Source organism: Neptuniibacter sp. QD57_21, assembly GCF_047778075.1.
Lineage (GTDB): Bacteria > Pseudomonadota > Gammaproteobacteria > Pseudomonadales > Balneatricaceae > Neptuniibacter.
Map to the genome: position 1 here is coordinate 2,312,812 of NZ_CP180549.1, position 13,812 is coordinate 2,326,623.

The following is a 13,812-nucleotide window of genomic DNA, read 5'->3' on the forward strand; positions in this document are numbered from 1 at the left end:
ACTATCAAGAAATATCTATAAACACTTGTAGCCTTAACTATCACCTCCCCTAAATAACAACAAAATAGGGAAATTGCATGAACAGGTCCATTTCTAGCTTTTACTTTAAAAGTTTTTTTGCGGCAGTTTTTATTATTGTTATTGCTGGCGCAGCATCATTCTATTTAGGAGTCGACAGCACTGCGCTGATCATTCTGATCGTCACCGCTCTTTTAGCATCAAGTCTTTCAATCCTAGTGTTACACAACTCAGTTTTAGGCAAACTGAGCAAAGAAGCCTCTCTAGTTAATGCTAATAAAACTGACGAATTAGAATTACTCCCGACTTTATTTGGCGACCTGTTCAGTAATCGCCAAGGCAATGAAGATGTCAGCGCTAAGCTATCCTCTAGCGCAAACGCAAACGCCGTAGCAGCAGCTGAGGTTTCCTACTCAGCAGATACCCTAAAAACTAAGCTCGATAATCAAGTTCAAGAAGTCTCTCAAATTGCACAGAACTCTGAAGAGATGACTGTGACTGTCCAACATTCTGCACAACAAGCGGAAATTGCCGCAGATATGGCAATTCAAGCGAAAACCACGGGGGCAGAAGGTCAACAAGCGCTGACAGAAGCGATGGGCAACATTCGCGAGCTTAACTCTCAAGCAGCTGAGACATTAACACTCATCGAGCAGCTGAATGAGAAATCTCTGAAAATCCAAGATGTGACCAAGGTTATTGAAGAGATTGCTGAGCAAACCAACTTGCTTGCACTTAACGCAGCAATCGAAGCTGCTCGAGCTGGTGATCATGGACGCGGATTTGCCGTTGTTGCTGACGAGGTAAGACAACTCGCTTCCAGAACGGCCAGCGCTACCGGTGAAGTAGAAACAATTGTTGACGAGATCCGCGCTGAAACTCAGCAAGTTGTTGCGCGCATTAAGACCCTATCAGGTGATGTCGAAAGCGGCACTGAAGCAATGGAACTTATCAGCAATCAACTAGGGGGGATTTCAGAGCAATCTTCCGCTGTAGAAGAACAGATCTCAGTTATCGCCGAAGGCGCTCGTGCCAATCGCCAGAACCTAGAAGTCATCTTTAACTCTCTGCAAACGGTTCGCCACGAACTGGAAGAAAGTGATGTAGAGGTTAGCCAACTTGCGACTCAAGCATCAGCGTTGATGGAGGCTGCTGAAAGATCCAATGCGATCTTAGCCGCATCCTCAGACCAAAACTTCCATCAACAGTTCTATCAGATTGCACGTGATACTGCTGATCAAGTAGCCGAATCATTCCAACAAGCACTATCTTCCGGGCAAATGCATGAAGGTAGTTTATTTGATCGCAACTACGTACCCGTAAATGGTACTAATCCGCAAAAATATACAACGCAGTTTGATAAATATTGCGATCAAATTTTACCAGGCATTCAAGAGCCAGCGCTTTCTCGTCATAACAAAATGGTCTACGCCATTATGACTGACCCGAACGGCTATGTCCCAACTCACAATAATCAGTTTGCTAACCCTCCTACGGGTGACTTTGAAACCGATCTTGTAAAAAGCCGAAGTAAACGCCTGTTTAATGACCGAACGGGCGCACGTTGTGGTTGCCATACCGAAACCATGCTTCTACAAACTTATAAGCGTGATACCGGTGAAATAATGCACGACCTATCGGTACCTATCTTTATCAATGGTCGCCACTGGGGTGGTTTACGCATAGGTTATTGGCCAGAAAATCACTAGTTAAACTTTCTAAAAAAGCCGCTTTCATAGCGGCTTTTTTTACACTTGAAACAATTTATTACTTAAGATTAAGTGCATATAATCTAATCATATAACGCGCATGGCGTTTGTCCGTGCTGATATCCCTTTAAAACCAATAAGATAGATTGCGGGAAGAAGATGAAGAAATTTGAATTTTCCGAGATGCCAAATAAAGAGGGTTTCTTCGGTCAATTTGGTGGGCAAGAGATCCCACCAGAACTTAAAAAAATCATGGATGAGATCAACGACGCCTACGAAGAGATCCGCCAACAACCGGAATTCCAACAAGAGCTAGACACGCTATTTGCTGACTATGTTGGCCGTCCAAGTCCGATCTATCATGCAAAACGTCTAAGTGACAAATTAGGTGGCGCACAGATCTACCTAAAACGTGAAGACCTGAACCACACAGGTGCACATAAGATCAACCACTGCCTAGGTGAAGCCCTTCTTGCAAAATATATGGGCAAAACTAAAGTGATCGCCGAAACAGGTGCTGGCCAACACGGCGTTGCTTTAGCAACGGCCTGCGCACTCGTAGGCATCCCTTGTGAAATTCACATGGGCCAAGTAGATATTGAGAAAGAGCACCCTAACGTCACCAAAATGAAAATTCTTGGTTGTAAGTTAGTACCCGTCACTCAGGGTACCGCGACATTGAAGGATGCGGTGGATAGCGCATTTGAAGAGTACCTAAAAGATCCCGTTAACTATATCTATGCAATCGGCTCAGTGGTCGGTCCTCACCCTTTCCCGAAAATGGTCCGCGATTTCCAAAGTGTTATTGGTAACGAAGCACGCGAACAGTTCCAAGCGAAAAAGGGCCAGCTACCAAATTACATCACCGCTTGTGTAGGTGGTGGTTCAAACGCAATGGGGTTATTTACCGCATTTTTGAATGATGAAGCGGTCAATATTGTTGGGGTTGAACCTGCAGGGAAAGGCTTAGACACCTCAGAGCATTCAGCAACGTTGACTCTTGGTAAACCAAGCTCTCTTCACGGCATGAAATGTTATGTCCTTGAAGATGACAATGGCGAACCTTTACCTGTTCACTCAATTGCCTCAGGCCTTGATTACCCTGGTGTAGGCCCTCAGCACAGCTACCTTAAAGAGCTCGGACGCGTTGAATACGAAACCGCTTCTGATCAAGAGTGCCTAGATGCCTTTATGACCCTATCTCAGGTTGAAGGCATTATACCTGCACTGGAAAGCTCTCATGCTGTTGCATGGGCAATGCGTAAAGCACCTGAACTTTCAAAAGACCAAACCATCCTTGTAAACCTATCAGGCCGTGGCGATAAGGACGCCGATTACGTCGCAGACAAACTGGGGCTGTAACCATATGTTCGATGGTGCAACAGATTTCTGTTGCACCCGCCCCACTTACAAGCCCTCATGCAACTTGAAGTTGTTTTTCCTTAACTAAATTTTTCCATTCTAAACGATCACTAAAATGCAGCAGTTTTAACTCACCAGAATAATCTTCTATAAGCGCCGAGCAGTTCTCAATCCAATCACCGGTATTTGCGTAAACCACATCGGTTGCGTCGTCATATTCTGGGTAATGAATATGACCGCAAATCACTCCATCAAAACCACGTCTTTTAGCTTCAGCCTTACACTCGGTTTTATAACGGTGGATAGCATGCTTAGCTCCGCGAATATTATCTTTGACCTGCCCTGCTAAAGAGTAAAACGGACGGCCACTGATTTTCCGTAATCGATTGGACCAGCGATTTAGGAACAGTAGGAAGTCATACGCTAAATCACCTGCCCACTTTGTCAGCCAAGTGTGCTTCATATACGCATCCATGGCATCGCCATGCATGATTAAAAATCGCTTATCTTTAACGGTCTTAAATTCATGTTCATGAATGATCTCTATAGGCCCGAAACATTGACCGTCAAAGTGACGCAAAGGGTCATCATGATTACCAGGCACGTAAATAACACACGTACCCTGGTCAGCGAGCTCATAAAGTTTTAAAAGTATTCGATAATGTTCTTCAGGCCAGAACAGTCGGCGCTTCAATGACCATAGATCGACAATATCCCCAACCAAATACAAGGTTTCACATTTGATTGAAGATAAGAATTGATACAGATAATCAGCCTTACAGTCTTTGAAACCGAGATGAACATCGGAGATAAAAATAGTACGAGCATTGATAAGTGCAGACACGGTCATAAATTCTCTCTTTATGAGTTATGACCAGTCTGAAAAACTATCGTGACAACTTTCTAACGAAAAGATGAAAAATTGGTGACGCTGAACCGAAAAAGAATCGCCAAAGTTTTCTTAATGTTATTTCTAAGAACCGGGGTAACAAAGAAAGGATACTTAATCGGCTGAGAAGCTATATTCCCGCTCGATCTTAACCACTTGCACTGTATAAGCGCTATACCAATGTTTCTGCCCCTGTTGTTGCGCTAAGTGATGTTCGGGATCTTTTTTCCAAGCTAATATATCGGCTTCGTTTTCCCAGTAGGAGATTGCAATCTCTTGTTCCCCTTCTGTTACTGCAATAAAGTCTAGACAACCATACTTTTCAAAAGCCAACTGACGCATTCGCGCGACAGTTTCTAAATATTGTTCGTCCTGTTTTCCTGTATTTGCTCGAAAGATAACTGCGTACACAACTGAACCTCTATGCTTTATGGCCTATCAATAAAGAGCTGAAGTAGATCATCACTGACCCTGATATCCGCTGAACCCACCGACCTGCGGTAGAGTGCTTACTGCGAGCTTTTAGTTTATCAATCATCAACGTCATACCGATAAACCAAAAAGCAATAATGACTGCATGGATAGCCACTAGAACAAACGCTGCTAGATAACTAGACGAGCCAAATTGAACAAATTGCGGGAATGCCGCTAGATAAAACATCGAAACTTTCGGGTTTAGTAACTGAGTCAAGAAGCCTTCGATAAAGCTTCCAAGTAAAGATTTAGCCCTTTTGTTATTCGCTGTATGTTGAGCATCTGCTTGATCAATTACCGGAGTCAAAAAAGATTGGTAGATCGCTTTAGCGCCTATATAGAACAGATAGAGTGCACCCAGTAATTTGATTACAAAGAATAATTCAGCAGATTGGAGCAGAAGTGCGGACAATCCCAAAATTGAAAAAGCGCCATGGAAAAATGTAGCGGTAAACAAACCTAGGACATTAGCAAAAGAAGCTGTACGGCCCTGAACAGAGGCTGTTTTTACAATTAATACACCATTAGGACCTGGTGAAATCACTAGCAGTAGAGCAACGATTGAAAAGGTTATTATCTCTTGCATACCCGCCCCCTCTTTTTTGAAGTACGCAATTATAACACAGAGAATTTAAGCAAAAAAAAACCGGATCCCCTTGGGGGTCCGGTTAAGCAATTTGCTTCAATGACAAGAGCCATGTGCTTGTAGCTTCTGCGGAGGCAGATGTGCTAACACATACACGAACATGCAATATCGCTAGTGCATGGCGGCCTAGCTAGTGAGGGGAGCCTGCCGCCTGCCGTGTTGATATTCATAATATATGAATGAGAATGATTTGCAACTATATTAACAATAAAAATGGGAATATTTTCACTGCGTATGTTTTACTCCTACTAAGAGTACAACTGGACTTTGTCCGCTACTAAATCAATATCTACAGTAAGGGGCTTATCTGTCGACCGCCTTCCCTCTGGACGTTGTCTGGAGTAGAACAGAGCTTCATCGACTTGCTTCCGCTTTGCTCTGTTGAGTCTTCTATCAATATGTGAGTGCCTCCGTTCATCTCCCCTATATAGCGAGAATAGATGTTTATCTCGCCACTCTTTTGCAAGTTCAATGCAGGGCAAACGGGGACTTATTGGGACGTCTATAAAATCAGGATCGGACCAATAGAAAAAGATGCCATTTTTATCAATATCTTTAACTAATCTCACCTATAACTCCTCGTAACTTTTCACTACGGTTTAAGGTGAGCTTCCATGCCCTAGTATCTAAGAAAGGAATGTACCCTTGAGTTTAGCATATAAATTAGAGCCGACTTATATAGACAAATTTATTCAGCATAAGTTCGTTCAATATGGATGAAGGTGGACATTACCAATAGATAGCAAAAAGCCGGATCAAAGATCCGGCTTTTTGAAATAAACCGAACAGGTGAGGGTTCAGTTTAAGACATTGATAATCGAGGGGAGTACCAATGTCAGCACTATTTTTCAGTGAGCAGTGAAAAATAATGTTAAGTTCGGCAATGACTGTGAGGTGAGGTCGTGCATTGCCTTTCACTTATGAGCGACTACGATATTATCGATAATGAGAACGGTTTTCAACTGCATTTAGATAAATAATTTATTTTTTTGCTTTTATTCCTCTACTCTTTTCTTAACGCAAAACTATAGACGTAGATTAAAGAGAATGTAGCCCCTGATCTGCACTTACATATTTGCCTAATGCCAATTTAGCTACAGAGATCAGGTATGAATGGGATTACTAAAGAAAGATAGACATTAAAAAGCCGGATCAAAAGATCCGGCTTTTTAACCAATACTAAACCGGTGAGAGTTCAGCTTGCGACACTGATAATCGAGGGGAGTATCAACGTCCGCGAAAACTTTCAGTGAGCAGTGAAAGTTGACGCTAAGTTCGGCAATGTCAGTGAGGTGAGGTCGTTCATTGCCTATCACTTATGAGCGACTACGATATTAATGCTATTGAGAATGATTAGCAACACCATTTTGTAGAAATTTAAATTTATCTTTCGCTCACTTTTAGAGTACCTTTAGCGCCTCATCTGTAACACTCAAATTTAGCCTATGAATTCGCAAAAAATACAAGCTGATCTCATGTTGCTCTTAGTTGCATGCATCTGGGGATTTGCATTTGTAGCACAACGACTTGGAATGGAATCTTTAGGGCCATTCGGCTTTAACGCATTAAGATTTCTGCTTGGTGCCTGCTCCCTACTCCCTCTTTTGTTTTTATTCAAAAGGTCAGATCACTGCACTGATAATCGAACTCTAATAATAAGTGGCACATTAGCTGGACTAGTACTTTTTGCCGGTGCTTCATTTCAGCAAGCAGGCTTAGTCTATACGACTGCAGGTAATGCTGGGTTTATCACAGGACTATATATCATCTTCGTACCCATCATTGGTTTAGCGCTTGGTCAAACGACTAATATCAATACTTGGCTAGGTGGGCTATTTGCTGTTCTCGGTTTGTATGTTCTTAGCTTCCGGGACCTCAGCGCCATAAACTTTGGAGATATTTTAGAGCTACTAGGAGCCGCTTGCTGGGCTATACACGTACTACTGATTGCAAAATTAGCCCCAAAGCTTGATAACCTCCGACTAGCCATAATTCAGTTTTTAGTTTGTGCTGTTTGTAGTGGACTCGTAGCGATGACTATCGAATCTGATAGCTTTACGCTTAATAATGCATTCGACTCTTGGGCCCCAATCGCTTATGCAGGCCTTATCTCTGTAGGCATTGCTTACACATTACAAATTTTTGCCCAAAGACATGCCCCTCCAGCTCATGCAGCGATCATTATGAGCCTTGAAGCCGTAGCTGCTGCATTTGGTGGATGGTTGATTCTAGAAGAACAGTTCAACACGCTAGGTATACTAGGTTGTGGCTTAATGTTATTTGGTATGCTGCTTTCACAACTGCCTTCAATCTATAAGAAGAGAACCTGAGATGTCCCAATTAAAAAATATTCCAACCAACATCATCACTGGTTTTTTAGGGACAGGTAAAACAACAGCTCTCAATCATCTGCTAGCTCAAAAGCCCGATGACAAAACTTGGGCCGTTTTAGTGAATGAATTTGGTCAAATAGGCATAGACCAAGCAGTCCTAACGAAAAGTAACGAAGGGGTGAAAGTAAAAGAGCTCGTTGGTGGTTGTATTTGTTGTACGTTAGGCCCCAGCCTTACCTCAACTTTAGCGACACTACTAAGGCAAACAAAACCTGACCGACTCATCATTGAACCTACTGGTATAGGCCACCCTGCTGGCATCGTAGACACGCTGAAAAATGAACATTTCAAAGATGCTCTAGAACTACGCTCAATTATCTGCCTCGTTGACCCGCGCTCGATCGAAAACAGCGAGATAACTGAACATCCTACTTTTCAAGACCAAATTAATTTAGCCGACGTGATTGTATTAAACAAAACGGATCTTGCTTCATCAGAACAAGTTTCGGCTACAGAACAGAAAATGGCGGGGCTTTACCCCCCAAAACAACAGCAAATAGTAACTACCCAAGGGCAAATTAACCTTTCACTTCTAGATATCACTCACACAACCAAAGAAACTGAATCACAACAGCATCATCGACACTTATCTAACGAGGATAATAGTGCAACTCCAATGATCGGTATGTTATTTCAGCCTCGCCCTAAAATTCCGTTTCATAAAGGAAATGTTAATGACGGTTTACATACAATGGGGTGGATTTTTAATCCAGATGATAAATTCTCGACTTCCAAGCTCGAAGTGGTTCTACAAGGTATTGAAAATGTAGATCGAGTCAAAGGTGTATTTCACACCGATCGAGGTTGGAAGTTTTTTAACCAAGTAGGCAATGAGCTTGGTATCGAAACCATCGCTTATCGTAGAGATAACCGGATCGAAGTTATTTCCCACCAAGAACATGATTGGAAAAGCTTTGAGCAACAATTAGTAAGTTGCATCATCAATTAATAAAAAGATGTATTCTTGGTGCGACAATTTGTCACTTTTGTTGTCACACTACAAGAAAGTAGACTATAGCGGTACTCAGGAACAGATATATGAACGAACCAACTCAGGGTCGCAATACCCTCCCCCTACAGATTTTGATTATCTTTGTCATAATCATCGGGTTGGGGTCTGTAATATATTTGCCGCAGCTGTTACAAGAAACGCCCCCTCACACTCGTCAATTGCTAACAGCTCCTGAGTGCGATCTGCATCAAGGAAAATGTCTTGCGGCTGATGATAATTTGCAAGTAGAGCTATCGATCGTTGCAGAAGAGATCAGCTCAAGTAAGCCATTATTGTTTGATGTGACTATCGAAAATATTGCTGCCGAACAAGTCCTAGTCGACCTTCAAGGCAAATCGATGTACATGGGAATCAACCAAACTTTACTGACAAAGATCCCAGGTACGGACAACAGATGGCAAGGGAGTATCACCCTCCCAATTTGTACAACCGGAAAGATGACCTGGGTATCTTCCATTAAGATTGAAGAACAGGGACAAATTACACAAGCCAATTTCGAGTTTGATGCCCGATAACCTTTAACCTAAAGGACAGATGATTAAATGACCACTTTAAGAAATCTTCTTCTACTAACACTCGTTATGCTAGCAGGTGTAGCTTTAGCTTTTTACCTTCGCCCACAGCCAGTAGAACAACGCATCGCATTAGGTGAAAAATTGGGGGGGGATTTTACCCTTCAGTCTCAGCAAGGTGAGCTAAAATTAGAAGATTACCGTGGTAAAGTTGTACTATTTTTTATTGGCTATGCTTCTTGTCCAGATGTTTGCCCAACAGCGTTAGCAGTCGCTGCCCAAGGGCTCAAGGACCTAACACCTGCTCAGCAAGAAAACGTAGCGGGAATTTTTATGAGTGTAGATCCGGATAGAGATTCACCGGAGAAACTAGAGAAATACGCAAGCTACTTCCATCCTAATTTTCACGGCGCTACAGCAGATCGTGAAACTATAGATAAAGTAGTAAAACAGTATGGTGCTTTTTATCGTATGGTCGAGTTAAATGATTCGGCTTTGGGCTACGCTGTGGACCACTCATCGCGCCTGTACTTAATCGATCAAAATGGCAAACTTTCAAAAGCTTTAAACCATGCACTTACACCAATTGAACTCACTAAAGAGATTCAAGCGTTACTAAGCGAGGAAACATAATGAACAAGAAAACTCTGCTAAATACATGCCTGGCGACAGTACTCAGCCTAACCTCCTTTTCTGCAATGGCGGAGATCATTACCAGTGACGCATACGTAAGAGCACTTATTCCAGGTTCTGGCCATACTGCAGCTTTTTTAAACATAACAAACAGAAATAGAAGCGATGTATATTTAACATCTGCAAAAACTGCTTCTGCTAAAAGAACAGAACTTCATAATCACATATCGGAAGACGGCGTCATGATGATGCGTCAAGTCGAAAAAATTCAAATCCCAAGCACTCAAATAGTAGCGTTGAAACCTGGTGGTTATCACCTGATGCTTATGAAACTAGACAAGTCCTTAAATGTTGGCAATACAGTTGATCTAGAACTTACCTTTTCTAATGGTGAGAAGATCAATGTTTCAGCACCAATAAAAAATGTCGTAGAGACTAACCACCACCATCACTAATCCCCTTTTGAATAAATTAAGGCTCTGTTTTACAGGGCCTTTTTTAATGGTTTGTAGTCAGGGCTTAAAAAAGTAAATACTTTCCCTTGGAACTGTAAATTCAGGTTCCAACATTCGTAAAAATTTAATTTCTCGTTCTCTCGCAACTGCGAGATATATGTACTACTTTGTAATCAGACGGCAAGTCCAACAGGCAACTTGGAACGGCCTAAAAATTGAGATCATCGCCATTCTAAGGATAAGAATTAGATCAGCAGGAGGCTGAACTATGCGTAGTACACCTGATTTCAATATCCACTGGTACCACAGTCTACAGTTTCGCGTGTCGGCAATCTTCCTTACTATTTTCTTTCTAATAATGGTGACCATAATCGCCGTGGTAAGCGCTATCGGTGATCACCTAATTGAAAACCAGGCGTATCTAAAATTAAGTAAGGCGGGCGATAAGGTTGTTTCAGAACTAAACCAGCGTACCACCATTGCGGAATCAATTGTCACCTCTATGGCTGATATCGCCAAAGTAATCCCCTCTGAAGATAAACGTTTCTCATCCTTAATGCTGTCTCTTCTAGATAGAGCAGGTTCCAAACATCTCATAGCAGGAGGTGGTACTTGGCCAGAGCCCTACATACTAAATAAAAATGTTGAACGGAATAGCCATTTTTGGGGCAGAGATAAACAAGGAAAATTAAATTTTTACAACGACTACAACCTTCCAGAAGGCAATGGCTATCATCATGAAGAGTGGTATGTGCCGGCTCAGCATCTTGGCAGAAACCAACGCTACTGGTCCAAATCCTATACTGACCCCTACTCTCTGCAGCCCATGGTCACAGTGACTGCACCACTTTATGAGAATGAAAAATTCTTAGGTGCTACAACTGTCGATCTCAAACTCGAAGGGCTGCAAAAGTTACTCCATGAAGCAACACAAGAGTTTGGTGGATATGCTTTCGCGCTGGACCGTAACGGTAGGTTTCTATCCTTTCCTGATGACAAACTGGCTCGCCTATCAAATCCTTCTTCCGACGAAGGAAGTCTACTCCCTTACATAACAATGGAAGAGCTAGCAAAAGAATTTGGGACATTTGAATCTCTCGCCAGATTACTTCGTATTCAGAATAGATCTCTAAATTCACCTAACGGCATTGAGACCGATACGCTTGCTACATTGCTTGCAAACGATAGTTATCAAATCGATCTGCCAGAAGCAAAAATCATTGCGTCTTTACTAAGTAGACCTGAATTTAAAACTTCTCAAAGAGCTAATAAACTTATTGAACAAGATCACTTTTTAAACGAGGCCGTGTTCGTTACAGTAACCACTATGCCTAAAACGGCTTGGCAGATTGTTACAGTTATGCCAAACAGTTCCGCCCGTAAAGATGCTAAAGCACTCTTTAATCAACTCCTTATGGCTACTATTTTTATTGTTCTGATAGCCATCATACTTGTCTGGGCCCTATTGCGTTACCACCTAACGTATCCTCTCTTTCAACTTACGCAACAACTACAAGAGGGCTTAACTGACGATCATCGCTCACAGCAGTTGATAAAAACAACAGATAAAGGCGAATTAGGTGCTTTAACCCATTGGTTTAACCGCAAGACAGAACAGCTTTTAGAAAGCCAATTTCAAATTCAAAAACTAGCTTTTTTTGATCCTTTAACCGGCCTCCCAAATAGACGATTACTCTATGATCGTTTAAATCAGCGTCTAGCCAGTGCCGAAAGGCAACGTTGTAGTGGTGCAGTGATGTTCTTGGATTTAGATCATTTCAAACACCTTAATGATTCTTTAGGCCACAGCATCGGAGATGAGCTGCTTATTCAGGTAGGTAACAGGCTCACCGAATGCTTACGAAAAGAAGATACTATAGCCCGATTAGGTGGCGATGAATTTGTTGTTATTGTTGCCCTCCCTCGCTTAAATCAAGAACAAATTTATGAACGCGCACGTCTAGTTGCAAACAAAATAATCGAAGCACTTGATGTCCCTTTTGAACTTAATTCAAACCACTTCCATATCACTACGAGCATCGGTATCACCTTCTTCAACCAAGTGCACTTTGGCGCTGAGGAACTACTGAAACAGGCAGATACAGCGATGTATCAAGCCAAATCAAATGGTCGCCACCATTACTGTTTTTTTGAAAAAGATATGCAAACCAAAGCAGATGAACGCTTACGAATAGAAGCTGAACTGCGCTATGCAATTTCCCACAATGAATTAAACTTGGTTTATCAGCCTCAGGTTAATGCTGACGGTGAATGTGAAAGTGTTGAAACACTGCTGCGCTGGAGCCACCCTAAACGAGGTTTTATTTCACCCAACGAATTTATACCAATTGCCGAAGAAAGCGGTTTAATCATCCAGCTAGGGCATTGGGTAATCGAACAAGCCTGTTGCCAAATGAAAAAATGGTATCACCAAGGCAAATCTATTCGTTATATAGCTGTTAACGTAAGTCCACTTCAATTTAATCAGGCCAACTTCGTAAACGATATTAAAGCCAGTATTCATCGTTTTCAGATTAAGCCAGAACAGCTTATGCTGGAAATAACAGAAGGAGTCATCATCGATGACACTGAAACGGCCATTACTAAAATGCACACCTTAAAAGAGCTAGGTGTCAAAATTTCTATGGATGATTTTGGTACAGGGTATTCCTCCCTGACCTACCTAAGATTACTGCCGTTAGATGAATTAAAAATTGATAAAAGTTTTATCAACGACATCACCACCGACCCGAATGATGCCGTCATTGTTGGAAATATTATCTCAATGACCCACGAGTTGGGCTATACAGTTATAGCAGAAGGGGTAGAGACACTAGAACAGCAGCAAGTGCTTTTAAGACAGGGTTGCAAGCATTACCAAGGGTACTATTTCAGCAAACCTCTAAATGAAGAAGATTTAGAAAAGTACTTAATCTGCGAAACGTTAACCGCTTAACATTTTACCGAATCACTTAGGAATACTAACAACGTTAATATTCCTAAAATCAGGCAGTGATTCCGGAAACGTTAAGCATTCTCTTTTAAATAACTTATCAGTTGATCGATATCGATATGGAAACCATCAAAGGCTACCACGCCATTCGGATCGATCAACGTAACCCAAGGGGTTCCGCCTGTACGATATTCCACCATAGTATTTGGGAAATGACCTGGATTAGTTCGAGGCAGATCAGCATTACCCGGATCATGGCCAAAAGGCAGATCCAAACCGTATTTCAGCTGATTTTTACGTAAAGCATCTTCATTATTAATAGAGTGACCTTCAAATGTTGTTTGGATAACCGCAGCCACAATTTTGTCGTCATCGGGGAAAGCGGCTTTCAACTTCTGCAAATTTGGAAAGCCTACAGAATGACAAGCTGGGCACCACTCCTGAAAACACTTCAGATAGACCCATTTACCTCTATGCTCTGATACCGAAAATGGTTCAGTCTTATTCCCTTGGCCATCGATCCAATAATTCACGTTTAACTCAGGCGCTATACGCCCCCTGATGCCACGAGTATTTTCTTTAGCTATGGACGGACCAGACAGTAGCCCAAATGCGCCTATTCCTGCAGTTGTTAAAGCGGCTGATTTAAGCCACTGACGCCGCGTTAAGTGCTGCTTGCTCGTGCTAGATTTCAACTTTTCGATTAGATACGACATATTAATCTCATCATCTATATGAGCTTCATAGACCCCCTCA

At 42.1% G+C, this 13,812-nt stretch carries 12 protein-coding genes; 8 read left to right on the forward strand and 4 right to left on the reverse strand.

Annotated elements, in window-relative coordinates:
• The first annotated feature begins 77 nt into the window (after nt 1-77).
• Entirely contained in the window at nt 78-1,727 is a 1,650-nt protein-coding gene (locus ACMXYS_RS10295) for a methyl-accepting chemotaxis protein (protein WP_415896445.1), read from the forward strand.
• A gap of 159 nt (nt 1,728-1,886) precedes the next feature.
• Nucleotides 1,887-3,089: a tryptophan synthase subunit beta gene (trpB, locus tag ACMXYS_RS10300; RefSeq protein WP_415896446.1), complete on the forward strand. Its 1,203-nt coding sequence runs from the start codon at nt 1,887-1,889 to the stop codon at nt 3,087-3,089.
• Nucleotides 3,090-3,144: 55 nt separating this feature from the next.
• On the opposite strand, the gene ACMXYS_RS10305 is transcribed toward trpB, so the two are convergent.
• From ACMXYS_RS10305 to ACMXYS_RS10315, 3 genes are all read right to left on the reverse strand, one after another.
• Nucleotides 3,145-3,939 carry a UDP-2,3-diacylglucosamine diphosphatase gene (locus ACMXYS_RS10305; RefSeq protein WP_415896447.1) on the reverse strand — a complete coding sequence of 265 codons (795 nt, stop codon included), beginning with the start codon at nt 3,937-3,939 and terminating at the stop codon, nt 3,145-3,147.
• A gap of 153 nt (nt 3,940-4,092) precedes the next feature.
• Entirely contained in the window at nt 4,093-4,389 is a 297-nt protein-coding gene (locus tag ACMXYS_RS10310; protein WP_415881620.1) for an antibiotic biosynthesis monooxygenase family protein, read from the reverse strand.
• A 10-nt stretch (nt 4,390-4,399) separates the two neighbouring features.
• Nucleotides 4,400-5,038 (reverse strand): LysE family translocator, encoded by a 639-nt coding sequence (locus tag ACMXYS_RS10315; protein WP_415896448.1) that lies wholly within the window; start codon nt 5,036-5,038, stop codon nt 4,400-4,402.
• 1,535 nt (nt 5,039-6,573) lie between these two features.
• Between ACMXYS_RS10315 and ACMXYS_RS10320 the strand changes: the two genes are divergently transcribed.
• From ACMXYS_RS10320 to ACMXYS_RS10345, 6 genes are all read left to right on the forward strand, one after another.
• A complete protein-coding gene (locus ACMXYS_RS10320; RefSeq protein WP_415896449.1) occupies nt 6,574-7,428 on the forward strand; it encodes a DMT family transporter in 855 nt (284 codons plus the stop codon).
• A 1-nt stretch (nt 7,429) separates the two neighbouring features.
• Nucleotides 7,430-8,440, forward strand: a complete 1,011-nt coding sequence (locus ACMXYS_RS10325; protein WP_415896450.1) for a CobW family GTP-binding protein — start codon at nt 7,430-7,432, stop codon at nt 8,438-8,440.
• An 89-nt stretch (nt 8,441-8,529) separates the two neighbouring features.
• Nucleotides 8,530-9,018, forward strand: a complete 489-nt coding sequence (locus ACMXYS_RS10330) for a hypothetical protein (protein ID WP_415896451.1) — start codon at nt 8,530-8,532, stop codon at nt 9,016-9,018.
• Between the two features lie 27 nt (nt 9,019-9,045).
• Nucleotides 9,046-9,648 (forward strand): SCO family protein, encoded by a 603-nt coding sequence (locus ACMXYS_RS10335; RefSeq protein WP_415896452.1) that lies wholly within the window; start codon nt 9,046-9,048, stop codon nt 9,646-9,648.
• Nucleotides 9,648-10,103, forward strand: coding sequence for a copper chaperone PCu(A)C (locus ACMXYS_RS10340; RefSeq protein ID WP_415896453.1), 456 nt, complete (start codon nt 9,648-9,650; stop codon nt 10,101-10,103). Before ACMXYS_RS10335 ends, ACMXYS_RS10340 begins: the two co-directional genes overlap by 1 nt.
• A gap of 268 nt (nt 10,104-10,371) precedes the next feature.
• Nucleotides 10,372-13,059 carry an EAL domain-containing protein gene (locus ACMXYS_RS10345; RefSeq protein WP_415896454.1) on the forward strand — a complete coding sequence of 896 codons (2,688 nt, stop codon included), beginning with the start codon at nt 10,372-10,374 and terminating at the stop codon, nt 13,057-13,059.
• A gap of 71 nt (nt 13,060-13,130) precedes the next feature.
• Here ACMXYS_RS10345 and ACMXYS_RS10350 read toward each other — a convergent pair whose 3' ends face one another.
• Nucleotides 13,131-13,772, reverse strand: a complete 642-nt coding sequence (locus tag ACMXYS_RS10350) for a peroxiredoxin family protein (RefSeq protein WP_415896455.1) — start codon at nt 13,770-13,772, stop codon at nt 13,131-13,133.
• Nucleotides 13,773-13,812: the final 40 nt, after the last annotated feature.

Coding starts and splice junctions, on each gene's coding strand:
- ACMXYS_RS10340 (WP_415896453.1), top strand. CDS start 9,648: ATGAACAAGAAAACTCTGCTAAATACATGCCTGGCGACAGTACTCAGC.
- ACMXYS_RS10315 (WP_415896448.1), bottom strand. CDS start 5,038: ATGCAAGAGATAATAACCTTTTCAATCGTTGCTCTACTGCTAGTGATT.
- ACMXYS_RS10350 (WP_415896455.1), bottom strand. CDS start 13,772: ATGTCGTATCTAATCGAAAAGTTGAAATCTAGCACGAGCAAGCAGCAC.
- ACMXYS_RS10345 (WP_415896454.1), top strand. CDS start 10,372: ATGCGTAGTACACCTGATTTCAATATCCACTGGTACCACAGTCTACAG.
- ACMXYS_RS10320 (WP_415896449.1), top strand. CDS start 6,574: ATGTTGCTCTTAGTTGCATGCATCTGGGGATTTGCATTTGTAGCACAA.
- ACMXYS_RS10325 (WP_415896450.1), top strand. CDS start 7,430: ATGTCCCAATTAAAAAATATTCCAACCAACATCATCACTGGTTTTTTA.
- ACMXYS_RS10295 (WP_415896445.1), top strand. CDS start 78: ATGAACAGGTCCATTTCTAGCTTTTACTTTAAAAGTTTTTTTGCGGCA.
- ACMXYS_RS10335 (WP_415896452.1), top strand. CDS start 9,046: ATGACCACTTTAAGAAATCTTCTTCTACTAACACTCGTTATGCTAGCA.
- ACMXYS_RS10305 (WP_415896447.1), bottom strand. CDS start 3,939: ATGACCGTGTCTGCACTTATCAATGCTCGTACTATTTTTATCTCCGAT.
- ACMXYS_RS10330 (WP_415896451.1), top strand. CDS start 8,530: ATGAACGAACCAACTCAGGGTCGCAATACCCTCCCCCTACAGATTTTG.
- trpB (WP_415896446.1), top strand. CDS start 1,887: ATGAAGAAATTTGAATTTTCCGAGATGCCAAATAAAGAGGGTTTCTTC.